Source organism: Brevundimonas vesicularis (genome assembly GCF_900445985.1).
Classification (GTDB): Bacteria; Pseudomonadota; Alphaproteobacteria; order Caulobacterales; family Caulobacteraceae; genus Brevundimonas; species Brevundimonas vesicularis_D.
On record NZ_UAQP01000005.1, the window covers coordinates 839,551 to 864,406 of the forward strand.

Annotated in this window: 21 protein-coding genes; 12 read left to right on the forward strand and 9 right to left on the reverse strand. The window is 64.6% G+C overall.

The annotated features are described in order from the left end of the window. Positions 1–38 precede the first annotated feature (38 nt). Complete coding sequence (gene egtB, locus DT343_RS04200) at positions 39–2,198, forward strand: ergothioneine biosynthesis protein EgtB (protein ID WP_112862569.1); 2,160 nt, start codon at positions 39–41, stop codon at positions 2,196–2,198. Between the two features lie 83 nt (positions 2,199–2,281). Here egtB and DT343_RS04205 read toward each other — a convergent pair whose 3' ends face one another. Then, complete coding sequence (locus DT343_RS04205; protein WP_112861859.1) at positions 2,282–2,503, reverse strand: general stress protein; 222 nt, start codon at positions 2,501–2,503, stop codon at positions 2,282–2,284. A 116-nt stretch (positions 2,504–2,619) separates the two neighbouring features. Beyond that, positions 2,620–2,781 carry a hypothetical protein gene (locus DT343_RS17435; RefSeq protein WP_181669113.1) on the reverse strand — a complete coding sequence of 54 codons (162 nt, stop codon included), beginning with the start codon at positions 2,779–2,781 and terminating at the stop codon, positions 2,620–2,622. 103 nt (positions 2,782–2,884) lie between these two features. Here DT343_RS17435 and DT343_RS04210 point away from each other — a divergent pair, with 103 nt between their 5' ends. Continuing rightward, on the forward strand, positions 2,885–3,178 hold the full coding sequence (locus DT343_RS04210; protein ID WP_220116457.1) for a hypothetical protein: 294 nt from the start codon (positions 2,885–2,887) through the stop codon (positions 3,176–3,178). 18 nt (positions 3,179–3,196) lie between these two features. Here DT343_RS04210 and DT343_RS04215 read toward each other — a convergent pair whose 3' ends face one another. After that, a complete protein-coding gene (locus tag DT343_RS04215) occupies positions 3,197–3,898 on the reverse strand; it encodes an MBL fold metallo-hydrolase (protein WP_112861861.1) in 702 nt (233 codons plus the stop codon). A 191-nt stretch (positions 3,899–4,089) separates the two neighbouring features. Here DT343_RS04215 and tig point away from each other — a divergent pair, with 191 nt between their 5' ends. From tig to DT343_RS04235, 4 genes are all read left to right on the forward strand, one after another. Further along, the gene (gene tig, locus DT343_RS04220; RefSeq protein WP_112861862.1) at positions 4,090–5,433 is read left to right on the forward strand and encodes a trigger factor; all 1,344 of its coding nucleotides are present in this window, start codon (positions 4,090–4,092) and stop codon (positions 5,431–5,433) included. Between the two features lie 22 nt (positions 5,434–5,455). After that, positions 5,456–6,346, forward strand: coding sequence for a hypothetical protein (locus DT343_RS04225; RefSeq protein WP_112861863.1), 891 nt, complete (start codon positions 5,456–5,458; stop codon positions 6,344–6,346). Between the two features lie 108 nt (positions 6,347–6,454). Continuing rightward, on the forward strand, positions 6,455–7,102 hold the full coding sequence (locus DT343_RS04230) for an ATP-dependent Clp protease proteolytic subunit (RefSeq protein WP_017506180.1): 648 nt from the start codon (positions 6,455–6,457) through the stop codon (positions 7,100–7,102). A 72-nt stretch (positions 7,103–7,174) separates the two neighbouring features. Further along, positions 7,175–7,495 carry a hypothetical protein gene (locus tag DT343_RS04235; protein ID WP_112861864.1) on the forward strand — a complete coding sequence of 107 codons (321 nt, stop codon included), beginning with the start codon at positions 7,175–7,177 and terminating at the stop codon, positions 7,493–7,495. 3 nt (positions 7,496–7,498) lie between these two features. On the opposite strand, the gene DT343_RS04240 is transcribed toward DT343_RS04235, so the two are convergent. Continuing rightward, positions 7,499–8,146: an HAD-IB family hydrolase gene (locus tag DT343_RS04240; protein ID WP_220116458.1), complete on the reverse strand. Its 648-nt coding sequence runs from the start codon at positions 8,144–8,146 to the stop codon at positions 7,499–7,501. 194 nt (positions 8,147–8,340) lie between these two features. On the opposite strand from DT343_RS04240, the gene clpX reads away from it, so the two are divergent. Further along, positions 8,341–9,609, forward strand: coding sequence for an ATP-dependent Clp protease ATP-binding subunit ClpX (clpX, locus tag DT343_RS04245; RefSeq protein WP_112861865.1), 1,269 nt, complete (start codon positions 8,341–8,343; stop codon positions 9,607–9,609). 85 nt (positions 9,610–9,694) lie between these two features. Here the strand turns inward: clpX and DT343_RS04250 are convergent, their stop codons facing one another. The 3 genes from DT343_RS04250 to DT343_RS04260 form a co-directional block, all read right to left on the reverse strand. Then, positions 9,695–10,447 carry a lysophospholipid acyltransferase family protein gene (locus DT343_RS04250; protein WP_112861866.1) on the reverse strand — a complete coding sequence of 251 codons (753 nt, stop codon included), beginning with the start codon at positions 10,445–10,447 and terminating at the stop codon, positions 9,695–9,697. Positions 10,448–10,483: 36 nt separating this feature from the next. After that, the gene (locus tag DT343_RS04255; RefSeq protein WP_112861867.1) at positions 10,484–11,533 is read right to left on the reverse strand and encodes a GGDEF domain-containing protein; all 1,050 of its coding nucleotides are present in this window, start codon (positions 11,531–11,533) and stop codon (positions 10,484–10,486) included. A 109-nt stretch (positions 11,534–11,642) separates the two neighbouring features. Then, positions 11,643–13,220 (reverse strand): DEAD/DEAH box helicase, encoded by a 1,578-nt coding sequence (locus DT343_RS04260; protein WP_112861868.1) that lies wholly within the window; start codon positions 13,218–13,220, stop codon positions 11,643–11,645. A gap of 246 nt (positions 13,221–13,466) precedes the next feature. Here DT343_RS04260 and DT343_RS04265 point away from each other — a divergent pair, with 246 nt between their 5' ends. The 3 genes from DT343_RS04265 to DT343_RS04275 are packed head-to-tail and all read left to right on the forward strand — an operon-like array spanning position 13,467 to position 19,094. Continuing rightward, positions 13,467–14,285: an ImuA family protein gene (locus DT343_RS04265; RefSeq protein WP_112861869.1), complete on the forward strand. Its 819-nt coding sequence runs from the start codon at positions 13,467–13,469 to the stop codon at positions 14,283–14,285. Continuing rightward, the gene (locus tag DT343_RS04270; protein ID WP_112861870.1) at positions 14,176–15,741 is read left to right on the forward strand and encodes a Y-family DNA polymerase; all 1,566 of its coding nucleotides are present in this window, start codon (positions 14,176–14,178) and stop codon (positions 15,739–15,741) included. The genes DT343_RS04265 and DT343_RS04270 overlap by 110 nt, the downstream gene beginning before the upstream one ends. Then, positions 15,738–19,094, forward strand: coding sequence for an error-prone DNA polymerase (locus tag DT343_RS04275; protein WP_112861871.1), 3,357 nt, complete (start codon positions 15,738–15,740; stop codon positions 19,092–19,094). The genes DT343_RS04270 and DT343_RS04275 overlap by 4 nt, the downstream gene beginning before the upstream one ends. Positions 19,095–19,164: 70 nt before the next feature. Here the strand turns inward: DT343_RS04275 and DT343_RS04280 are convergent, their stop codons facing one another. After that, positions 19,165–19,791 carry a histone gene (locus DT343_RS04280; protein ID WP_112861872.1) on the reverse strand — a complete coding sequence of 209 codons (627 nt, stop codon included), beginning with the start codon at positions 19,789–19,791 and terminating at the stop codon, positions 19,165–19,167. Between the two features lie 184 nt (positions 19,792–19,975). Between DT343_RS04280 and DT343_RS04290 the strand changes: the two genes are divergently transcribed. Both DT343_RS04290 and DT343_RS04295 read left to right on the forward strand, forming a co-directional pair. Next, entirely contained in the window at positions 19,976–20,839 is an 864-nt protein-coding gene (locus DT343_RS04290) for a 50S ribosomal protein L11 methyltransferase (RefSeq protein WP_039243620.1), read from the forward strand. Positions 20,840–20,848: 9 nt separating this feature from the next. Beyond that, positions 20,849–22,654, forward strand: coding sequence for an aminopeptidase P family protein (locus DT343_RS04295; RefSeq protein ID WP_112861874.1), 1,806 nt, complete (start codon positions 20,849–20,851; stop codon positions 22,652–22,654). Here the strand turns inward: DT343_RS04295 and DT343_RS04300 are convergent. Beyond that, a complete protein-coding gene (locus tag DT343_RS04300; protein WP_066625435.1) occupies positions 22,651–24,402 on the reverse strand; it encodes a patatin-like phospholipase family protein in 1,752 nt (583 codons plus the stop codon). The genes DT343_RS04295 and DT343_RS04300 overlap by 4 nt on opposite strands. Positions 24,403–24,856: the final 454 nt, after the last annotated feature.

Genomic DNA, 24,856 nt, shown 5'->3' on the forward strand with positions numbered 1-24,856 from the left:
ACAAGGCGCTGGGGCTGGTGTCGGACGGGACAGCTGACATGAATGCGCGCTCCGAGCCCGACCCGCGGGTTGCGTCAGACGTGGCGCGGTTCAAGGCCGTTCGCGTGCGCATGATCGCTCTGGCTGAAGGTTTGTCTGCCGAGGATCTGTCAGCTCAGTCGATGGCGGATTGCAGCCCAGGGAAATGGCATCTGGCGCACACAAGCTGGTTTTTCGAGGCGATGATCCTGTCGTCCGATCCCGGATACCAGCCCGTCGATCCGCGTTTTCAGCAGCTGTTCAACTCCTACTATGAGGCTTTGGGCGAGCGGGTCAGGCGGGACCAGCGCGGGCTGATGACTCGCCCCTCCGTCGACGAGGTCCTGGCCTATCGGCGAGAGATCGACCGCCGGATGATCGCTTGGCTGGCGCAGGGCGAGACGAGCGGGCATCAACGTTATCTGTTCGAGCTGGGGCTGCACCACGACCAGCAGCATCAGGAGCTTTTCCTGATGGATATGCTGAACCTGATGTCGCGCTCTCCGCTCGACCCCACCGCCTATGAGATTGAACCCAGAACCGAGCCGCTTCAGATCAGGCGCGGTGGAACGGTGGCGTTCGAAGGCGGTCTGGTGAAGATAGGCCACGACCAAGCGGGCTTCGCCTTCGACAATGAGGGGCCTGCGCACCGTGTCTGGCTGGGGCCGTTCGCTCTGGCTGCGGATCTGGTGACGAACGGCGACTGGATCGCCTTCATGCAGGATGGCGGCTATTCGCGTTCCGAACTGTGGTTGTCGGACGGCTGGGCGACGGTCAAGGCCGAGGGCTGGACTGCGCCGCTGTATTGGCGTCTGGAGAATGGCGACTGGACCGTGATGGGGCTGACGGGGCGTACACCTGTCGATCTTGCCGCGCCGGTTCGCCACATCAGCTTTTACGAGGCCGACGCCTATGCCCGCTGGGCCGGCAAGCGGCTGCCGTCCGAGGCGGAGTGGGAACATGCCGCTGACTCTTCGCCTGATGCGTTCACGAACCTGGCTGGCGAAGTGTGGCAGTGGACGTCCAGCGCCTATGCGCCCTATCCCGGCTTCCAGCCGACGCCGGGCACCGCCGCCGAATACAACGGCAAGTTCATGGCCAATCAGATGGTGCTGCGGGGCGGATCGTTCGCCACGCCGCCGGGTCATGACCGCATCACCTATCGCAACTTCTTCTATCCCCAACAGAGGTGGGCCTTCATGGGTTTGAGACTGGCTGAAGATCGAACCGTGGCGCGAGACGCCGCCGCGGACGACGCCCAAACCGCCGCCTTTCGAAAGGATATGATCGAGGGGCTGTCGCGCGCGCAAAAGGCCGTGCCGCCAAAGTGGTTCTACGACGCGGACGGGTCGCGCCTGTTCGAAGACATCACCGTGCTGCCGGAATACTATCCGACCCGGCAGGAAATGGCTCTGTTGCGCGATCGCGCGGCAGAATTGACGGCCGACTTCGGCCCCGACGCCGTACTGGTCGAGTTCGGATCCGGCGCCAGTGAAAAGACGCGGATTCTGTTGGATGCCGCCACCGATCTCGGCGCCTACGTTCCTCTCGACATCAGCGAGAGCGCCCTGATGGACGCGGCCATTCGCGTCCGTGCTGATTATCCGAAACTGCGTGTGCAGCCTGTTCTGGGCGACTTCGAGCGTTTGGCGCCGCTGCCCGACGACCTGCCGTCGGGGCGACGGATCGGCTTCTTTCCCGGCTCGACCATTGGCAATCTGCAGCCGGATGAGGCCGAGCAATTCCTGGCGGCGGCGCGTCGGATGCTGGGAGAGGGGGCGTTGTTCATTCTGGGCGTCGATCTGGTCAAAGATCCTGCAATCCTGGTCGCCGCCTATGACGACAGCCAGGGCGTGACGGCGGCCTTCAATCGCAATGTTCTGATCCGCGCCAATCACGAGTTGGATACCGATTTCGATGTGGACGCCTTTGTTCACCGCGCCGTGTGGAACCCGGACGCCTCGCGCATGGAAATGCATCTGCAGGCGATTGCGCCGACCACTGCGCACATCGGAGAGCGGACATTCCGCTTTATGACCGGCGAGACGATCCACACCGAAAGCTCGCGCAAGTTCACGCCAGAATCGATCCAGACCATGGCTGCCGCCTCCGGCTGGACGGTCGTGCGCATCGACACCTCTCCGGCGCCGAGCGTCGCCTTGGCGGTCCTGCGCGCCTGAGCCGAATGCGCGGCTGATCGCGCACAAGAAAAAGGGCGGCGCATCGATCGATGGGCCGCCCTGTTTGTATCTAGTCTAACTGACTACTGCCCTTCGGCTGCGTCCGCGTCTTTCTTGGTTCCGTGCGACGCTTCTCCACCCTTGCGGCCGGCCTGTGCGGCGAGGCTGCGGTCTTGGGAGAAGCTGCGTTTTTCACTGGGGACGCTGGCGCCCCCTTTGCGCGCGATTTCGCGCTGACGTTCCGGATCCATGGAGGCAAAACCTCGCTTGGAAACGCCGGAGGGTCGGGTGGGTTGGCTGTCCATCGTGTTCCTTTCAGTGCTGCCGTTGCGCTTGCTGAAGTGAACCCAGTGACTCCGTGACGGTTCCGTCGGGAACTCCGTTTTACTGTCGCAATCCTCAAGGCCCAGTGAGTTTGACTTTACCCAGCGCCATAAGGCCGCGAATCACCTTCGCCGCCGCCATCCGGTTCCATCGGCGGAACTTCATCAGGGGTGTCTGACGGCTGTATTTCCGGCTGCTGCGTCGGCTCAGGCTGGATCTCGGGTTGCGGCGTTGTCGGGGTGGGTTCGACGTAGGTCATGGGCGGCTCCTTGTGCGATCAACCAACGCACCGTGATCGCCAGCGTTCAAAAAGGAACCATGGTTCGCAACGCCTGTTTGTTCAGCGAACCATGGAGATCGACATGACCAACACCCCAATCAGCGCGACATCACCCGACGACATCGTCTTGGAAGACGACGATCTGACCCAACGTCTGGACCGACAGGCGGACGCCATTCTCGCCGAGGGCGAGGGCCGCAGCTTCAGCAAGACCACTTCGGTCCGACAGGCGGTCAGAGAAGACGCAGGTCTGGTGCGCGAGAAGATTTCCGGACGCGTCCACCGTGTACAGGAAGACATTCAGGACAATCCGATGAAGGCGACGCTCTACGCGTTGGGCATCGGCGTCATCATCGGCATGATCCTGCGCCGATAAGCCACACGATCATTAGGCTCAGGCAGGCCCCGACGGCTCACGCTGGATCGGGGCCTGTCGCATTGCGGCGTCAGACACGAACGGATTGGTCCGTCGCTCTTCACCAAAGCTGGAGATCGGCCCGTGGCCCGGCACAAAGGTGACGTCGTCGCCCAGCGGCCAGAGCTTTTCAATCACCGAGCGTATCAGTGCGGGCGGATCGCTCATCGGGAAGTCGGTCCGACCGACCGAGCCCTTAAACAGAACGTCGCCGACCTGAGCGAATCGCGCCGCGCGATTGAAGAAGATGACGTGCCCGGGCGTGTGGCCTGGACAATGGCGCACGTCCCAGGTCGTTTCTCCCAACGATACTGTGTCGCCGTCCTCCAGCCAGCGGTCCGGCGCGAAGGGGCGAGCGTCGGGCAGGCCGTACATCCGGCCGCTCTCCACGATTCGGTCGATCCAGAACTGGTCGGCCTTCTGGGGCCCAGTGATCTGGACGCCGGTTTTCTCCTGCATTTCGGCCGCGCCGCCCGCGTGATCCAGATGGCCGTGGGTGATCCAGATCTGATCCAGCGTCAGGCCGCGCCGCGTGACCTCGCCCAGCACCGCATCGACCGAACCGCCGGGATCGATCACGGCGGCCTTGTTGGTGGCGGTGCACCAGACAGTCGTGCAGTTCTGTTGAAGCGGGGTGACGGGCGTGACGAAGACGCCGATGGGGGAGGCGGGTTGGCTCATTTGGTCAACATAGCCACGCAAAGGCCGCGAAACCACCGGCTCTGACCACGCCCGCGTTGACCTTTCGGGCCCTTCTCGACATAAGGGCGGGCTTCGAGGCGCCGCTCCACACGGGGCGGCCTTCTTGCTTTATCCATTCCGCGCCGGCCGTCTCGATGGCTCATGCGCCCCAGAGCGTCAGAATCCCGACCATGCAAGTCGTCGAAAAGTCGAACGAAGGCCTCAGCCGCGTGATCGCGGTCACCATTCCCGTGGCGGAGCTGAACGAAAAGCTCGAAGCCCGCGTCAAGGAAGTCGCCCCGCAGGTGAAGCTGAAGGGCTTCCGTCCGGGCAAGGTGCCGGTCGCCCACGTCAAAAAGACCTTCGGCCGTGAGTTCATGGGCGAGATCATCAACGCCGAGCTGAACGAAACCAGCCAGAAGGCCCTCGACGAAGCCAAGATCCGCCCGGCCGCGCCGGCCGAGATGAAGCTGACTTCGGACATGGACAAGGTCATCGCCGGTCAGGAAGACCTGGCCTATGAAATGTCGCTCGAAATCATGCCGGACTTCGAGCCGGTCGATCCCAAGACCCTGAAGCTGGAACGCCCGACCTATGAAGCGTCGGACGCCGATCTGGACGAGGCCCTGACGGAATTGGCAGGTCAGGCCAAGACCTACGAAGACAAGAAGGGCAAGACCGTCAAGGCCGCGGAAGGCGACCAACTGACGATCGACTTCCTGGGCAAGCTGGACGGTGAGCCCTTCGAAGGCGGCGCCGCCGAGGACGCGGACCTGGTGATCGGCTCGGGCCGCTTCATCCCTGGCTTCGAAGAGCAGCTGACGGGCGCCAAGGTCGGCGAGGAAAAGACCATCGAGGTCACCTTCCCCGAGAACTATCAAGCCGCCCATCTGGCCGGCAAGAAAGCCACCTTCGACATCAAGGTGAAGGCCATCAAGGCGGAAGCCGAATCCAAGATCGACGACGCGTTCGCCACCCGCATCGGTCTGGAGTCGCTGGACAAGCTGAAGGAACTGCTGAAGTCCAACCTTGACCAGCAGTACGCCGGCGCCGCCCGCTTCAAGCTGAAGCGCGCCCTGCTGGACCAACTGGACGAGGCCCATGACTTCCCGCTGCCGCCGAAGATGGTGGACGCCGAGTTCGACGGCATCTGGCAGCAGGTCGAGGCCGACAAGACCGCTGGTCGTCTGCCGGAAGAAGACGCCGCCAAGTCGGACGAAGACCTGAAGGCCGAATACCGCAAGATCGCCGAGCGCCGCGTGCGTCTGGGCCTGGTGCTGGCCGAAATCGGTCGCGCCAACAACGTCCAGGTCACCGATCAGGAACTGAACGCCGCCATTCTGCAGGAAGCCCGCAACTATCCGGGCCAAGAACAGGCCGTTCTGAACTTCTACCGCCAGAACCCCAACGCCGCCGCCCAGATGCGCGCCCCCATCTATGAAGAGAAGGTCGTCGACCTGATCGTGGGCGTCGCCGACGTGACCGACAAGCCGATCACCAAGGAAGAGCTGCTGAAGGAAGACGACGAAGGCTGATTGTTTTCAGGGGGGATTGGCGATGACGGGTTTGGCGACTTTGGCTGCTGCTGCGGCGTTGGTCCTTCCCCAGTCGTCGTCCGATGCTTCCCCGGTCGTTCTGCCCGATATCGTGGTGCAGAGCACGCCTGTTGAGACGCAGGCCAAGGCATTCGTCGCCGCCGTTTCGGCGCCGTTTCCGCAGGCGACGCTCGCACGCTGGAACCAAGCGATCTGCCCCGCTGTGGTTAATCTTGAACGGGGCTTGTCGTCGATCATCTCAGATCGCGTTAGAGACGAGGCGAGATCGCTGCGCGTTCGCGTCGGTGACGGAGCGTGTCGCGCAAATGTCATCATTGTCGCGACGGACGCCGCTGACCTGACAGCGCAGGGATTGGTCCGGGATGATTTTCGAAGCTTCCATCCGGGCGATAGCGGAACGGATTTGGGCCGGTCGGCGCTGCGCCGCTTTCAAAATTCCGATGCGGCTGTTCGTTGGTGGCATGTGGCGATGCCGGTCAGTGATGATACCGGCAAGCTTGCAATCGCATTGGATGGCGAAGCCCCGCCAGTTGTTGCAGACCGTGTTGTCACGCGATTGCGTGCGAACATACGCTATGACATGGCGTGGGTGATCATCGTCATCGATGTCACGAAGACAGCCCAAGTACCCGCGTCAAGCTTGGCCGACTATATCGCGATGGTCGCCCTGGCGCAGATTGACCCTCAAGCAGATTTTACGGCGCACGATACCGTGCTCAATCTCTTTGCGCCCGGCGCCGCACTTCACGGCATGACCGAATGGGATCACAGCTATCTGAGCGCCCTGTATGATGCCGACGCCAATGCCGCAAACTTTGCGTCGCAGAAGGACGACATGGAGCGATCGTTGGCGGATGGCTTGCGGCGTCGGCGATCCTTGGACGAGGAATAGCACTGCTGCGCCTTGCGCGGTGGCGTTAGCGACGCGATATCTCGTGACAGACAGTGCGACACGTGAGTCGCAGAAGGCCCGAGTGAGGCCGTATTACGAGAAGGCTAAATGCGCGATCCGATCGAACTGATGAACATGAACCTGGTGCCGATGGTGGTGGAGCAATCCAGCCGCGGCGAGCGCTCCTTCGACATCTTCTCGCGCCTGCTGCGCGAGCGGATCATCTTCCTGACGGGACCGTTCGAGGACGGCATGGCGTCTCTGATCTGCGCCCAGCTGCTGTTCCTGGAATCGGAGAACCCGAAAAAGGAAATCAGCATGTATATCAACAGCCCCGGTGGTCAGGTGACCTCGGCGCTCGCGATCTACGATACGATGCAATACATCAAGAGCCCGGTTTCGACCGTCGTCATGGGGATGGCGGCTTCGGCCGGCTCGCTGATCCTGACGGCCGGCGCCGCAGGCCAGCGGATCGCCCTGCCGAATGCGCGGGTCATGGTGCACCAGCCGTCGGGCGGTTTCCGGGGGCAGGCGTCGGACATCGAACTGCACGCCGCCGACATCCGCTACACTAAGCGTCGTCTGAACGAGATCTATGTCCACCACACGGGCCGGACGTATGAGGAGGTCGAAAAGACCCTGGACCGCGATCACTTCATGTCGGCCGAGGAAGCCAAGGCTTGGGGTATCGTTGACCACGTTTACGATCGCCGCGAACAGGCCGACGCCGATGGCGTGAAGACGCCGGGCAACTAAGACAGCCGTCGAATGACGAAAGGGCGCGCCCGTTGCGGCGCGCCCTTTTCATTTTGTGCTATCGGAACCGCCATGCAGTTCACACGAGATCAAAGCGGCACGGTCGAAGTCGATGGCGAAAGCTACGTCTGGGAGCTTCGTCGCCAACCTCAGCCCAAGGGCGGCAATGTCTGGGAGGGCATGGCCGTATCGCTGCGCCACACCAACTTCAAACGTGAGGCCATCGTGCAGTTTCCGCCGCCGCTTCGGCCCAACGGCCGGCCGGACGTGGAAAAGCAGCGCGTCAATGTCGACGCCGTCCGCACCGCGGTCGCCTCGGCGATCGAGGCCGGCTGGGATCCGACCTCGCGCGGCAAGGCAATGGTTTTCGACGTGGACGTCGACGGGAACTGAGCTCTAGCGCTTCTGGCGAAAGACCCTGAAACCCGGCTGCTGCGCCATCGCCAGCATCTCCGTGTCGCCCGAGGTGTCGCCATAGGCGGCGGTCAGCGCCATGTCCTCGCCATAGGCCGCTTTAAGCCGCCGCACCTTCTCCTCGCCGCGACAGTTAGGGCCAGCGAACCCGCCGGTGATTCGGTCGTCCGCGTCGAAGACGAACTCGGTGCCCAGCAGAGCCTCGGCGCTCAGCTTTCGGGCGAAGGGTGTAACGGTGGTGGTGGGAGAGGCGGTCACAATGACGCGGTGCGCCCCGCGTTCGCCCCAGTCGTTCCAGACCTTGAGCGCATCGGGACGCATGAAGCGCGGCCAGACTTCTTGCGCAAACGCCGCGGCTTCCGCTTCGAGCGTCTGGCGGTCCACGCCGTGCAAGAACTCCCGGACGGACGCCGCCTTGATCCGGCCCCTGTCACGATCCTTGGCGTAGACGGCGAGGGCAGGGGCCAGCTTGACCAGCCCCAATGCCCAGGCGCCCGGACCGACGCGCCAGCGCAAGAATTCGGTGAAGCTGTCGCGAATCGTTAGGGTGCCGTCGAAATCGAAGGCCACGATGGCACGTCCATTCGCCGTGGACTGGCGTAAATCCTGCACGATACCCATGTCAGACATTCGCCTTGATCCCCGTCGACACTGATCCATTCACGCACTGCAACAATCCCGTGTCGCCTTCGGGGTTGTCGCGGAACGTGTGATGGGTGATTGTCATTTTTTGAAGACCTTTGCGTCCAGAGTGCTGGAATCAACGTGAGGGAAGCGCGTTGCGGGCCATTTCGGTCCGCCCCGCGGGAGTGAGATAAGGGTCTATGACCAAAGCAGCCGGCACCGACGCCAAAAGCACCCTGTACTGCTCGTTCTGCGGAAAGAGCCAGCACGAGGTCCGCAAACTGATCGCGGGCCCGACCGTGTTCATCTGCGATGAGTGCGTCGAACTGTGCATGGACATCATCCGCGAAGAGCACAAGATCGGCTTCAAGAAGACGACCGACGGCGTACCCACGCCCAAGGAAATCCGCGATGTTCTGAACGACTATGTCATCGGGCAGTCGCACGCCAAGAAGGTCCTCTCGGTCGCCGTTCACAACCACTACAAGCGCCTGAACCACGCGACGAAGAACAACGACGTCGAACTGGCCAAGTCCAACATCATGCTGATCGGCCCGACCGGCTCGGGCAAGACGCTGCTGGCGCAAACGCTGGCGCGCATCATCGACGTGCCCTTCACCATGGCTGACGCCACGACCCTGACCGAAGCCGGTTATGTGGGCGAGGATGTCGAGAACATCATCCTGAAGCTGTTGCAGGCGTCCGACTACAACGTCGAACGGGCCCAGCGCGGCATCGTCTACATCGACGAAATCGACAAGATCAGCCGCAAGTCGGACAATCCGTCGATCACCCGCGACGTGTCGGGCGAAGGCGTGCAGCAGGCCCTGCTGAAGATCATGGAAGGCACCGTCGCCTCGGTGCCCCCTCAGGGCGGCCGCAAGCATCCGCAGCAGGAGTTCCTGCAGGTCGACACCGCCAACATCCTGTTCATCGTTGGCGGCGCATTCGCGGGCTTGGAGAAGGTTATTTCGGCGCGCGGCGCGGGCGCCTCGATCGGCTTCGGCGCCCAGGTCAAGGAAATCGACGAGCGTCGCACGGGCGACATCCTGAAGGGCGTCGAGCCAGACGATCTGATGCGTTTCGGCCTGATTCCCGAGTTCATCGGCCGTCTGCCGGTTCTGGCGACGCTGGAAGACCTGGACGAGGCCGCCTTGGTCACCATCCTGACAGAGCCGAAGAACGCGCTGGTTAAGCAGTACAAGCGTCTGTTCGAGATGGAGAATGTCGAACTGACCTTCACCGACGACGCTCTGATCGCCGTCGCCAAGAAGGCCATCACGCGTAAGACCGGCGCGCGCGGCCTGCGTTCGATCCTTGAAGGCATCCTGCTGGAGACCATGTTCGAATTGCCGACCTTCGAAGGCGTCGAGGAAGTGGTGGTCAACGCCGAGGTCATCGACGGCAAGGCCCAGCCCCTGCTGATCTACTCGGAAGCCTCCAAGAAAAAGGCCGACGGCGCCGCCTAATTACGCGGTCGACCTGAAATGACGAAGGCCGGAGCGAGATCGCTCCGGCCTTTTTCGTGTGGATGATGTCGCGCCTTGGAAGACGCTATTTTATCGGCGCGTCGATTAGCACGGCCGGGGTGACGGGTTTGCCCGTAGCCTGGGCGACCAATTCTGCGGTGCGCGCCTCGATCACGCCTTCCAAACGGGCGAGGAACTCGTCCTTTGGCAGGCCGACGGGGATGGGGGCGAGGAACTCCAGCGTCGCCGTGCCGGGGTGTTTTTCGTACTTCTCATCGGGCCAGAAGAGGCCGAGGTTGGTGGCGAGCGGCACGACGGGCACGTCGAAGTCGCGGTACATGTGCCAGACGCCCGAGCGGTATTTGTATTTCTTCCCGACAGGCGCGAGGTGCCCCTCAGGATAGATCAGGATCTTGCGGTTTTCCGCGCGGGCCTCGGCGGCGCGCATGGCCAGGGCCTTGCGGGCTTCGTGGCCGCCGCAGGAGTTGACCACGATGGCGCCCAGCTTCTTCAGGACGCCGCCCAGAAGGGGAAACTTTTCCAGGTGATCGCCGGTGACGAAGGCGATGTCGTCGAACTGGTCATAGGTCGCAAAGCCGTCGCCCCAGCTTTGATGCTTAGAAGCGATGATGAAGGCGCCCTCCGGCAATCGATCTTTGCCGCGAACGTCCAGCTTGATGCCGGCGAAGACCGCCATGGCCTGGACCATTCGCTTCACATAGCGGCGGATGACCCAGCTGGCCGGGCCGCGGCCAGGGGCGAGCGCGGCGAAGGCGGCGGTCAGCCCGTAGCTGATCGACAGGATCCAGTAGGCGACATTGAAGGCGAAGCTGCGCATCGAGCGACTATGCCAGAAAGCTTAGCCTTGTCAGGTCTAAGCCGCCTTTTCCAGGATGGCGGCTTGCGTGATGCAGTTTCGACCCGCGCGCTTGGATTCGTACAGGGCGGCGTCGGCCCGTTCGAGCAGACTGGCGGCCGTTTCGCCCTTTTGGCGCTGAGCGAAGCCGGCCGAAACCGTCACCGAGCCGAGGTCGTCATTGGTCGAGCGGCGACGCAAAGCACGTGAGGCGATATCGTAGCGTATGCTCTCCAGCGCCGCCATGACGACGCCAGCGCCCTCACCGGGGAAAATGATGGCGAACTCTTCGCCGCCGAACCGCGCGGCGAACCGGGTCTTGCCACAGACATTGGACAGGACCGTGGACACATAGCGCAGCACCTGGTCGCCGGTCTGGTGTCCCCAGGTGTCGTTGAACCGCTTGAAGTGATCGATGTCGAGGATGGCCAGGCTGAGCGGAGACCCGTCGTCTTCTGCGCAGGCGGCCTCCAGTTGTTCGTCGAAGGCCTTGCGGTTGGCCAGATTGGTCAGGGCGTCGGTCATGGCGTCACGCCGCACCTGTTCCAGGTTCTCGCGCAGGCGGATGACCTCCCTGTTGGAGTTCTCCAGCCGCTTTTCGAGAATCGCCGTCTCTCGACGCACGCGGTTGGTCGCAGTCGACAGTCCGCCGACCAGGTCTTTCAAAGAGGAGGGGTCATCGACCGTTTCCATGCATTGAGAGGCGTCGGCGAGGGTTTCGCCATAGTCGTGCTGGGTCTTATGGGCTGTGGCGATAGCGCTGGCGACGCTGGCCAGTTCGCGGTCCAGAACGGCGCCGACGTCGCGGATCTGATCCGGCAAGCGTCCGCGTGGGAGGAACTCGGCGGCCAACATTTCCGACGTCTTGTCGGTAATGGCGGTCGACTGCGCGAGCAGGCGCTGGATTTCCTGGGCCAGAGGGCCGTCGGGGTCGCTGATGTAATGCAACCAGAGTTCGAAATTCAGCGGGGTCGGCCAGATACCGGCCTTTTCCATCTCGCCGATGACGTTACGCGCCAAAGCATAAGCTTGAGGAGCTCTTAGCGCCGTCTCGACCTTTTTCGACATTCTTCTTCCCCTGAGGCCCTGTTCTGGAGCCGTGTCGGGGCGCACACTAGGGGATGTTCCGTAATGCAGGGTAAACGGCGCAGCCTTCGCTGCGCCGTTGTGTACGAATTCAGGCGCGGATGACGACAGGCCGGCGCAGGAAGGCGGGGATGTCGTCGCCGAATCCACGCACACCCTGACGTTGAGCGTCAATCTTGTCGGCCTTGCGATCGCCGCGACGGTCCGATTGCAACAGGTGCGGTTCACGATCTGCGCGCTCGGGGCGCGGAGCGCGAGCCGTCTCGTCGGGTTCGACGGTCGCCTCCGGCTCGATAGCGGCTCTGGCTGCGGGAACTGCGACTTCCACCGGCGCTTCTGGGCGGGCCTTGCGGCGGCTGCGGCTGCGGCTGCGCGGCGCTTCGGGCTCTGGGGTTGTAGGCTCTGCAGCGGTGACGGCGGCCATGTCGACAGGCTCTGCGGACGGGGTGGCCGCGCTGCTTGTGCGCGATCGGCTGCGACCGCGTTCGCCCGAGCGCTTGTCATCCCGGCGAGGGCCGTCCTTGATGGCGGTGAAGTCGATGCCGTCCAGAACCAGCTCTTCCGGATCCTTCTTGATCAGCTTCAGCACCTTATCCAGCGACTTGTCGTCGGCCGGGGTCACGATCATGAAAGCCTGGCCCAGCTTGCCGGCGCGGCCGGTGCGGCCGATGCGGTGGACGTAGTCGTCGGCGTGGTGCGAGACGTCGTAGTTGAAGACGTGGCTGACGTCCGGGATATCCAGACCGCGCGCGGCGACGTCTGACGCTACCAGAATCTTAAGCGCGCCCGAGCGGAAGTCCGCTAGGGTCTTCATCCGGTGTGACTGATCCAGGTCGCCGTGGATCGGCGCGGCGTCGAAGCCGTGGGTCTTCAGCGACTTGGCGACGATATCGACTTCGGACTTGCGATTGCAGAAGACGATGCCGTTCCGCACGTCCTCACGGCCAACCAGGGCGCGCAGAGCGGTGCGCTTCGCCTTGGGGTCCGAGGTCGGGATGCGGACGATGTATTGGGTGATGGTGTCGGCGGTCATCGCCGGACGCGAGGCCTCGATCCGGGTCGGATCCTTGAGGAAGGCGGTCGTCAGGCGCGTGATCTCCGGCGGCATGGTCGCCGAGAAGAACAGGGTCTGGCGGCGCGGCGGCGTCAGTTTGAAGATGCGCTCGATGTCGGGGATGAAGCCCATGTCCAGCATGCGGTCGGCCTCGTCGACGACCATGATCTCGACGCCGGTCAGCAGCATCTTGCCGCGTTCGAACAGATCCAGCAGGCGGCCGGGGGTGGCGATCAGGACGTCGACGCCCTTGTTCAGCGCCGCGACCTGGTCGCCCATGGAGACGCCGCCGATCAGCAGGACCCAGCTCAGCTTGGTGCCTTTGGCGTATTTGGCGAAGCTCTCGGCGACCTGGTCAGCCAGTTCGCGGGTCGGCGCCAGGACGATAGCGCGCGGCATACGGGCGCGGGCGCGGCCGGTGGACAGGCGATCGACCAGGGGCAGGGTGAAGGCGGCGGTCTTGCCGGTGCCGGTCTGGGCGATGCCAAGCACATCACGGCCGGCGAGGGCGACGGGGATCGCCTGTTCCTGAATGGGCGTGGCGGTCGTGTAGCCGGTGTCGGCGACGGCCTGAAGGGTCGTGGGCGAAAGGCCCAGTTGGGAAAATTCGGTCATGAATCCTTGGGAGAGAAAGCGTCTGCGTGCATAGCAGCGACGGAACCGCCCCTCTTTGGGCGAGCGGGCGGCGCGGATCGCAGACCTGTCCCGAGGCTGGGGGCGATATAGAAGTCCCTGCGTCAAAGTCAAGTATTCTCGGTATTCCGCCGCCAGGGGGCGGAATAAATTCCCATGGCCAGGGTGCTTGCGCTTGACTCCGACGGCGGTGCGAGCGGCATATAAGAGAACAAAAGGAGAACTGTTGTGCGGTCCGACCGCGGTATTGAGGCTTTGCGTCAGCGCCTGAAGGCGATTGAAACGGACGGTCATCCGACCGACACCGACCGCTTTGACTTGGGTCACGTAGAAGCGGACCGGCACATCGGCGGGCTTTCGAGCCATGGTCTGCACGAAATCTATGCGGAGAAGACGGCGGATGCGACGGCCGCCTTGGGGTTTGCCATAGGTCTGATTCAGCGGGCCTTGAAGGATCGACCATTGCTGTGGGGCATCCAGGCCATGGCCGGGCTGGAGACCGGCCAGATCTACGGACCCGGATTGTGCGAGCTGGGTCTGGATCCCGGCCGCGTGATTCTGGTGAGCGTCAAGGAAGCCAAGGACCTGCTGGCGGCGGGTGAGGAGGCTCTATCATCCGGCGCAGCGGGTGCGGTGCTGCTTACGACCTGGGGTGAAAGCCGGGTCTTAAGTCTGACGGCGACACGACGTCTGTCCATGGCGGCGGGGCAGGGACGGGCGACGGCGATCCTGACCCGACTGGCGGCTCAACCCCAGCCCAGCGCAGCCGAGACTCGCTGGCGCGTTCGCGCAGCCTTGTCCCAAGCCTTGGAGGCGGATGCTCCCGGCCGTCCGAACTATGGGGTCGAGTTGTTGCGGCATCGGTCGGGCGCGCCGCCGAAGGCCTGGACCATGGAATGGGATCGTGAGCGCGGAGTTTTTGAACAGGGTGGGCGCAATGCCGGACATCAACACGCGCAACGACCGGCGCTACCTGTCGGTCTGGTTTCCTCTGTTGTCGACAGATCGGCTGCGGCGCGAGGAGGGGCGATCCGACGCTTCGGCTGAGCCGGCGACTGTGCTGGTCGAGAAGGTGAAGGGCGCGCTGCGGCTGGCAGCCGCAAATCGGCAGGCGTTGGAGATGGGACTGTCTGCTGGAATGACGCTGGCGGACGCGCGGGCCAGGGCGCCGGATCTTCGCGTGGTCGTGCATCGTCCGGAAGCGGATGCGGCGCTGTTGAAGCGCGTTCTGCTGGACTTCGGCCGGTTCACGCCGATGGCGGCGACGGACGGTCCGGATGGCCTAGCGCTTGATGTGACCGGTTGCGCCCACCTGTTTGGAGGCGAGATGGGAATGATGCAGGCCGTCGAGGCGCGGGCGCGTCGCGTCGGCCTGGCGGTGCGGCTGGCCATGGCCGGCACGCCGGAAGCTGCGCGTGCCTCGGCACGGTTTGGAAGCGGTGGGATTTACGAGGGTTCGAGCCAGCGTCAGGCTCTGCGTCGTCTTCCCGTCGCGGCCTTGGAGCTTGCTGACAAGGAGACGCAGGCCCTGTCGCGCGCTGGGCTGAAGACCCTGGCGCATCTGGACGATCGCCCCACGGCCCTCATCGCCGCCCGCTTTGGCGCAGTGGCGGCGACCCGGCTGAACCGCGTCCTGGGGCGTGAGGATACGCGGATAAGACCCGAACGGCCGATCATGATGATCGCTGTGAGCCGGATCCTGTTCGAGCCGATAACGGAAATGATCGATGTCGAAGCCGTCATCGGCGATCTGCTCGTCGAGGTGATGGATCAGTTGGATTTGCGTGGTCAGGGCGGGCGCGCCTTTCGGGTCAGCTTCTTTCGTGTGGATGGGGAGGTGCGCCATATCACCGTCCGAACGGGGCGGCCGAGTCGAGACGCTTTCGGCGTTTTCCGCCTGTTTCGGGAAAGATTGGCGGCGCTGGCGAAGCCGCTGGATCCAGGGTTCGGGTTTGATCAGCTGCGCCTGTCGGCGCCTGTCACCGATCGACTGGCTTCGCGTCAGGGCGGTTTCGAGCGCACCCCGCCGGGTGCCGAGGATCTGGGACGTCTCGTGGATCGCTTGACAGCGCGCCTGGGTCCAGCGGCTGTCAGACGGTTCGAAGCTGTGGAGTCTCATTGGCCCGAGCGCGCGGTTCGACTGACTCCTGCGGCCCTGCCATCCGGCGAACAGGTCAATTGGCCCGAGCCTGATCCCGTCGATCCGCCGCTGCGTCCCTTGCAGATGTTCGACCCGCCCCAACCGATCCTCGCCACGGCGGAGGTGCCCGACCATCCGCCCAACCGCTTCATCTGGCGTCGCGTGGATCATCGTCTCGTCCGGGTCGAGGGGCCCGAACGGATCGCGCCCGAATGGTGGCGCAGATTGCGGGGGCCGCTGGAGGCCACGCGGGATTATTATCGGGTCGAGGACCAGGAGGGACGGCGCTTCTGGTTGTTCCGCTCGGGTTTTTACGGCGAGGAGCCGGCGCCACGCTGGTTCCTGCATGGCGTTTTCGCATGACCGCCTATGCCGAGTTGGCGACGCGTAGCAACTTCTCCTTCCTGGAAGGGGCGTCTCATCCGAAGCATCTGGTGCTGAGCGCGATCCTGCGGGGACATACAGGCATGGGATTGGCCGACCGCAATACCTTAGCCGGGGTGGTGCGGGCATGGAGTGCGTTGAAGACCCTGCGCCAAGACGGCTGGTCGCCGCCGGACAAGGTGCGTCAGGGCGGCGGTCCCGGCGAGACGATACTCGTGGAAGACAAGTTCCCGGTCGATCTCGACCCAGAGACAATAAAGGCGCGGGCCGAGGCCTTCAAGCTGATCCTGGGCGCGCGACTGCGGTTCAACGACGGGACGCCGGACATCCTGGCCTATCCTGAAGATCGGCAGGGTTGGGGCCGTCTGTGTCGGCTGCTGACGCTTGGCAATCGCCGGGCAAAGAAAGGGCAGTGCGAGCTGGGTCTAGGCGATCTGTTGCGAGCCCCTGAAGGCTTGCTGCTGATCGTCATGCCGCCGCGTCGAACGCAGGGATTGGAGTCCTTGCTCGCTCAGGTGAACCAGGCCGCTCCAGGTGCTGTCTGGCTGGGCGCCACAATGCACCGAATGGGCGACGACCGCCGAAGGCTGGCGAGGCTGAAGGCGCTTGGCGCAGAGACCGGCACGCCCCTACTGGCGGTCAATGATGTCCTCTATCACGACGTGGAACAACGAGACTTGCAGGATGTCGTGACCTGTATCCGTGAGGGCGTAACGTTGGAGGCGGCAGGTCGCCGTCTGGATCAGAACGCAGAACGCCACCTGAAACCGCCCGCGGAAATGAGCCGCCTGTTTGCCGACGCGCCTGAGGCGATAGCCGAGACACAGGACTTCCTGGCGCGGGTGGGGTTCGATCTTGGCCAACTCACCTACAACTATCCGGAAGAGCCTGTACCGCCCGGTATGACGGCGCAGGATCGTCTGGTTTCGTTGGTGGCGACCTATGAAACCCTGAAATATCCGGATGGCGTACCGGTCAAGGTGCGAGACCTTCTGAAAAAGGAGCTGGCCTTCATCGCGAAGGAACAGCTGGCCCATTATTTCCTGACAATCCACGACATCGTCAGATTTGCGGATGACCAGCGCATCCTGTGCCAGGGACGGGGTTCGGCGGCGAACTCGGCCGTCTGTTACGTTCTTGGGATCACCTCGGTCGATCCCAGCGTGCACAATGTGTTGTTCGAACGCTTCCTGTCGTCAGACCGCAATGAGCCGCCCGACATCGACGTCGATTTCGAACATGAACGGCGTGAGGAGGTCATCCAGCACATCTATTCGCGATATGGTCGCCACCGCGCAGGCATAGCCGCGACCGTGATCCGCTATCGCCCGCGCAGCGCCATTCGCGAAGTCGGAAAGGTGATGGGGCTGACCGAAGACGTCACGGCGCGGCTGGCGGGAAGCCAGTGGGGCAGTTTCGGATCGGATATCCCGGATCGTCATGTGGAGCAGGCCGGGCTTGAGATCGGCAATCCGACCTTAGCGCGCGCTATCGCAATGACCCGGCGGCTGCTGGAGTTTCCTCGGCATTTGTCTCAGCACGTCGGCGGCTTTGTCCTGACCCAGGATCGACTGGATGAACTTGTTCCTATCGGCAATGCGGCCATGCCGGATCGGACCTTTATCGAATGGGACAAGGACGACATCGACGCGCTGCGCTTGATGAAGGTCGATGTCCTGGCGCTGGGAATGCTGACCTGTATCCGCAAGGCGTTCGATCTGCTGCTTGAACACAATAGGCAGGAGTTAAAGCTGAACACGGTCCCTGACGCCGACAAGTCGACCTACAAGATGTTGCAGGAGGGGCGGTCCATCGGCGTCTTTCAGGTGGAGAGCCGGGCTCAGATCAACATGCTGCCAAGGCTGAAGCCGGAGCGGTTCTATGACCTTGCCATTCAGGTGGCGATCGTTCGGCCGGGACCGATCCAGGGCAATATGGTCCACCCCTATTTGCGACGACGACAAGGGCTGGAAACCGTCGACTATCCATCGCCTGGCGCAGGACATGGCCATCCCGATGAGTTGAAAGACGTGCTGAAGGAGACGTTAGGCGTGCCGCTTTTTCAGGAGCAGGCGATGAAGGTCGCCATGGTCGCGGCCGGCTTTAACGACAAACAGGCCAATGGCATGCGCAAGGCCATGGGGACCTTCAGGGGCGATGGGAACCTGAACTATTTCGGGCAACTCATGGTCAAGGGCATGGTGGCGCGAGGGTATGATCCGGCCTTTGCGGAGCGATGCTACGAACAGATCAAGGGGTTCGGCTCCTACGGCTTTCCCGAGAGCCACGCCATTTCGTTCGCCCGGCTGGTCTACATCTCATCCTGGATCAAATGCCATCATCCGGCGGTGTTCGCCTGTGCGCTGCTGAACAGCCAGCCGATGGGATTCTATGCGCCGGCGCAATTGGTAAGGGATGCACAGGAGAGTCCGCAGAAGGTCGAGGTGCGGCCGATCGATGTAAATCACAGCGTCTGGGACAATACGCTCGAGCCGGGCGAGCGGGGCTTGGCTCTGCGCTTGGGCATGCGCCAGATCGACGGGTTCAAACAGGCCTGGGCGAACGGGATCGTCGTGGCGAGAGATACGCCCTTCATTGATGTGGAGGAGATGGCGCGACGAACGCGTGTAGAATCCGCAGCGATGCGCAAGCTGGCGGATGCGGACGCGTTTCGGTCGATGGGACTGGATCGACGCGAGGGACTGTGGGCGGTCAGGCGATTGCCCGACGATGAGCCGCTGCCGCTGTTTCAGGCGGCGCGGGCGAGAGAACTGGGAGAAGAGGCGGCGGCGAACCTGCCGATGATGCCGCTCAAGGAGCATATCGCCACCGACTATCAGACGACGCGTTTGTCGCTGAAGGGGCATCCAATGCAGATCCTGCGTCCGATGTTCCGCGCCGAACGCGTCCTCAGCGCCGCCGAAGTCATGGCCCAAAAGCATGGTCGTCTGGTGCGTGCGGCAGGGGTCGTGCTGGTTCGACAAAGACCGGGCACGGGCAACGCCATTTTCGTGACGATGGAGGATGAAACAGGGGTGGTGAATGCGCTGATCTGGGCACGACTGTTCGAGACCTTCCGGCGCGAGGTGATGGCCGCGCGGCTGATGGAGGTAGAGGGCACGATCGAAAAAAGCATCGAGGGCGTGCTGCACATCATGGTGCGAAAAGTCGTGGACCGCTCGGCTGAACTGAGCCGGCTCTCCGAGGATTACGATCTGCAGGTCGAACTGTCGCGGGCGGATGCTGTGAAATACCCGCAAGCGCCGCGCAGCCCGACCGGTCGACATCCGCGCGATGTCCGTATCCTGCCGGGATCGCGCGACTTTCACTGAGACGATCACAACGAGAATCGCCGGACGGGCGAGCCGTCCGGCGATCTGCTGGATCAGAGTGGAAGTGCGATCAGCGCTTGCCGAAGATCATATCGCCCAGTTTGGCGAAGAAGCCCTTTTCCTCGGGCTTGGCGGCGGGCGCCGGCTTGGGTGCTTCGACCGGATTGGGAGCCGGAGCCGGCGTAGGCGCGGACGCCGCAGCGGCGGGGGCAGCGGCGGGCGCAGGGGTGGCGGCAGGCTTGGGCGCGGCGACGGGTTCCGCAGGCTTGGGCGCTGCTGCGACCGGCTTGGCGGCAGGCGCGGCCTTTGGAGCGGCGGCTGCTTTTGAAGCGGCGGCCTTGGGCGCAGCAGGTTTGGTCGCTGCGGGCTTGGTCGCCGTAGCCTTGGGCGCGGCCGCTTTCGGAGCAGCAGCCTTCACTGCCGCCTTGGCGGCGGCGGGGGCGGGGGCGGGTTTGGGTGCAGCAGCCTTGGGCGCGGCTTTCGGAGCAGCCTTGGCGGCAGGGGTGGTTTTCGGCTTGGCTGCGGCCTTGGCGGGGACGGGCTTAGCGGCGGCCTTGGGAGCGGCGGTTTTGGGCGCCGCAGCCTTGGGCGCCGCAGCCTTGGGCGCGACAGTCTTGGCGGCAGCGGGCTTCGGCGCAGCCGGCGCCGGCTTTGCCGCGGCCTTGGGCGCAGCGGTTTTCTTGGCGGCGGTCTTCACGGCGCTCGACTTCGGCGCGGCTTTAGGCTTGGAAGCGGCGGTCGCCGGCTTTGGCGACGCTGGTTTAGACGTAGACGGTGACTTGGCCATGTATTCCCCGACCCCTCGGTTTGATAAAAACGCGGCGGCGACGGGCGTTCAGCACCGGATCGCTACGATTCGCCATATTACCGGTGTTTGAAAAATGTCCGAGTCCGCACTTCAGATAATCGCCCGTGGCCCTCGCGCCGCCGCAGAGGCCGCCGCAGAGGCCGTCGACGCCGATCCGCGACTGGAAGGCGCGACCTATTCGATCCTGGAAGAGGACGAGGACAACGACGTCTGGCGCATCGACGCCTTCCCCACGACCGATGACGAGGTCGAGGGGCTGAAGGCGGTGCTGGCGGGTTATCCGGTGACGGTGCTGGTCGAGAAGCTGGCGGACGCCGACTGGCTGGCCATGTCGCTGTCGGGTCTGCCGCCGGTCGAGGCCGGACGGTTCTTCGTTTATGGCGCACACGATCAGGGCAAGGTGCCCGAGGGCCGCGTCACGCTGAAGATCGACGCCGGCGCCGCCTTCGGCACAGGCCACCACGGCACGACGGTCGGCTGCCTGGAGGCGTTCGACAAGCTGCTGGAGACCGAAAGCTTCGAGAAGGTGCTGGACGTGGGTTGCGGCACGGGCGTGCTGGCGATCGCGGCGGCCAAGACGGGCACGCCCATCGCGGTCGGCACCGACATCGACGAGCCCTCGGCCCGGATCGCCAATGAGAACGCCGAGATCAACGAGGCCAAGTGCGACTTCTACTTCGCCGATGGTCTCAGCGATCCGCGCATCGCCCAGCATCAGCCGTATGATCTGGTGTTCGCCAACATCCTGGCCGCGCCGCTGGTGCATCTGGCGCCCGAGATCGGGGCAGCGCTGAAGAGCGGCGGGGTCGCGATCCTGTCGGGCCTGCTGCGCACGCAGGAGGAGCGGGTGCTGGAGGCCTATCTGCCGCTGGGCTTCACGGTCGAGCAGACCATCCATCACGACGCCTGGAGCGCCCTGCAACTGCGCAAGGGCTGAGGATCGATCATGCGCCAGACTTTCGACGAGACGACCGACCCGTCCTTCGGGGCCAAGCACCTGCCGCTGCTGCGCGCCGAAATGGCCAAGCAGGGGCTGGACGGGTTTTTGATCCCGCATGAGGACGAGCATCAGAACGAGTATCTGCCGGACGCCAATGAGCGCCTGGCCTGGGCGACCGGCTTCACCGGTTCTGCCGGGGCGGCGGTCGTGTTCCAGGATCGAGCCAGCATGTTCACCGACGGTCGCTACACCGTGCAGGTGAAGGCCCAGACCGATCCGGCCCTGTTCGAGCGGCGCGACCTCAACGACGTGGCGGCCTATCTTGAGACGGCGGCGAAGGGGGCGGTGATCGGTTACGATCCGCGTCTGCACAGCCCGGATGCCTTGGTCGCCTTGAAGGCGGCGGCGCAGAAGGCGGGGGCCGAGTTGCGCGCCGTGGAGGCCAATCCGCTGGATCTGGCCTGGGGCGCCGATCGTCCGGCCCAGCCGACGGCGCCGGTCGTGCCGCATGAGGACGCCTATTCCGGAGAGAGCCATGCATCGAAGCGGGCGCGGATCGGCAAGGCCGTGGTGGACGCCGACGCAGATGCGGTGGTGCTGACGGCGCCGATGTCGATCGCCTGGCTGTTCAATGTGCGCGGCGGGGACGTGATCCGGTCCCCCCTGCCGATCGGTCAGGCCATTCTGGCGGCGGACGGCAAGGCGCGGCTGTTCCTGGACCCGGCCAAGGTCACGAATGCGTTGCCCGCCTGGCTGGGCGACGATGTTCGCATCGAGGCGACCGAGCAACTGCCAGCTGCGCTGGACGGGCTGTCGGGCCAGAAGGTCATGATCGATCCATCACTGTCCTCGGCCTGGTATTTCGACCGGCTGGACGCGGCAGGCGCGACGGTGGTGCGGGCGATGGATCCCTGCGCCATTCCCCGGGCGGCCAAGAATGCGGTGGAGATCGAGGGCAGCCGTCAGGCGCATATCCGCGACGGGGCGGCGCTGAGCCGGTTCCTGCACTGGGTCGATACGGTGGTGCAGGAGACGCTGCCGGACGAGCGCGAAGTGGTCGAGGCGCTGGAGCGATTCCGTGAGGAGACCGGGGCGCTGAAGGACCTGAGTTTCGACACCATCGCCGGGGCCGGGCCGAACGGGGCCTTGCCGCATTACAAGCCGGTGGGCGCCAGCATTCGCAAGGTCGAGAAGGGCTCGCTGCTGCTGGTGGACGGCGGGGGTCAGTATCTGGATGGCACGACCGATGTGACCCGCACCATGGCGGTGGGCGAGCCGAGCGAAGATCAGCGCCACAAGTTCACGCTGGTTCTGAAGGCGCATATCGCCATGGCGACGATCCGCTTCCCGGCCGGGACGAGCGGCATGGCGCTGGACGCCATTGCGCGGGCGCCGATGTGGGCGGCGGGGCTGGATTACGATCACGGCACGGGCCACGGCGTCGGCAGCTATCTGGGGGTCCACGAGGGGCCGCAACGGATCGCGAAATGGGGCACGTCCCAGCCGCTGCTGGACGGGATGATCCTGTCCAACGAGCCCGGCTATTACCGCGAAGGCCACTGGGGCATTCGCATCGAGACCCTGCAGGTGGTGACGCCGGCGGTGGTCCCCGAGGGCGGCGAGCGGCCCATGCATGGATTCGAGCAGCTGACGTTCGCGCCTATCGACCGCAAGCTGATTTCGGTCGAGATGCTGACGCCAGACGAGCGGGCCTACGTCGACGCCTATCATGCCGAAACGCTGGCCAAGGTCGGGCCGTTGGTGGATGGCGAGGCGCTGGACTGGCTGAAGCGGGCCTGCGCGCCGCTTTAAGGGGCGGGTGAGGGCGCCGGGGGCGCGCTGGGACAGTGGCGCATCTGGGTGACGGGGCAGGCAAGGTCGGCGAGCGCCGCCTTTGTCGCCTCGTAGCCGATGGCGACGGGGCCGTCGTAGGTCTTCCAGTCGCGAATATCGCTGCCGGCGACCTGGGGCAGGATCAGGACGTCGGCGTCGGCGCGCGACTGCGTCATCTCGACGTCGGTGGTGATGGTGGCCGAACGCATCAGGATCGAGACGATGGGCGGGCCGGCCTTCCAGGCGCCGGACAGGACCCATTTCCACCAGGACGGCGGATTCTCCAGCGCCTGGGGATCGACGCCTCGCGTCTGGGACATGTCCACGCCGATGATGGGGCCGCTGTTCAGTTGGCGCATCACGCTGGTGGGGAAGTTCTTCAGAACGGCGCCGTCCACCAGCACCTGACCGTCCATGACGACCGGCGGCAGGACGCCGGGAATGGCGATGGAGGCGCGCATGGCCCGCCGCATCAGGCCCGTGCGATGCGCCTCGATCCGGCCCGAGGTCAGGTTCGAGGAGACGGCGAAGAAGGGCAGGGCCAGGTCCGCCAGGTCGATGTCGCCGTAGGCCTGTTCCAGCAAACGGGCGACCTTGCGGGCGCGGGACATGGCGATGATCGGCACAGCGAGGTCCGACAGCGGATCGGACTCGACAAAGGCGCGCCGAATCTCGAAATCCAGCCGCTCGTAGGACCAGCCCAGCGCCGGGCCGGCGGCGACGACCGCGCCCATGGAGGCGCCGCCTGCGAAGTCGATGGGCACCTTGGCCTCTTCCAGGGCCCGGATCGCGCCGATGTGGCAATAGGCCCGCGCGCCGCCGCCGGACAGGACCAGGCCGACCGCCGTGCCGGTGACGACGCGGGCGATCCGCTCGGCGTCTGTGGCCAGTCCTTCGACGCAATGGAACCAGCGATCGGGCTGTAGGGCATCCAGCCAGACGCGGGTGTTGGCCGGATGATGCATGCGCGGATCGCGCAGCAGGATCAGGTCGGTCAGGCGGCGGCCGTCGCCGAAGCCCTGGCGGCGCGGCACGGCGGACGGGGGCGCCAGAAGGCCGCTGCCGACGATGAACATCCGGTCCACCTGACGCGCGCACAGACTGGCCCAGGCGGGCTGATCCTGTTCGGCGACATAGAGGACATAGTCGTGGTCGCCCTCCACCCTGCTGAACCATTCGGACGCCGAGGCCAGGGCCGACTGGTCTATGACCTGACAGGTGAACCCCATGGCCTGGATGGCGGCGGCGATGCGTTCGACGAAGGCGCGGATGGGGCGGGGACGGGCCGAGACGAAGCCGAAGACGCTGGGTTCGGACGCGCCCGCCGTGCGCTCGCGAGCGCGGTGGATCATCAGCCGCGACAGCTCGACCATCAAATCCGGTTCGGTCCTGGCTGCCTCGAAGAAGGCTTCGCGCGGCAGGGCCAGAATCTCGCTGTCCCGCAGGGCGACGACGGTGGCGGTGTGCGGGGTGCCGGCCAGCATGGCCATCTCGCCCACCGGCTCGCCCGCCTTGACCACGCCCAGCATGTGCGGCGGTTGATCCGCCTCCATCCGGAACACGCCCAGTCGGCCGGAACGGACCAGATACAGGGTGTCGGCCGGATCGCCTTCGGTGAACAGCGGCTCGCCGCCGGTCAGCGCAAACCAGCTGGCCCGGTCGACCATGCGACCTTCGAAGATGCGCGCGAGCGAGGTCGCCAGCGTGTCGGGGCGAAGCGTGGCCATGGTCCGTTTGTAGGCGCGATTCTCAAGCGGGTGAATTGGGATGTTTGGACGTGCGACGGCGCCCTCGCGCGATCGCAGCGAAGTTTGGAGGGCTGGGCGGAGTGCCGGGCCTTCGCCCGGAGTGTGAGTTTGTAAGTACCGTTTCGACGAAGGGTGTGACGCTCCGCGCGGTGGGTTGGCCTGCAAGCTCGGGGCGCCGAGCGGTGGCGGTCTTATCGCCTAACCCCATAAGCCTGCGACGGGCGGGTCGGAGCAGCGATCCCCGATCCCCGGTTCGGCCGAGTATCCCCCTCGACCCTGCGACGCGACTGCGGACGCCGGGGCGATTCCCCGGCCGATCAGCCCCGGCGCCGCGACGGGATTTCACCATCGCCCCCGTTCCCTCCGCTCTCGCCGCCGCAAGGTCGCAGGCCAGGCGAGCCCTCCGATGCGACGAGACGGGCGTATTATGGGG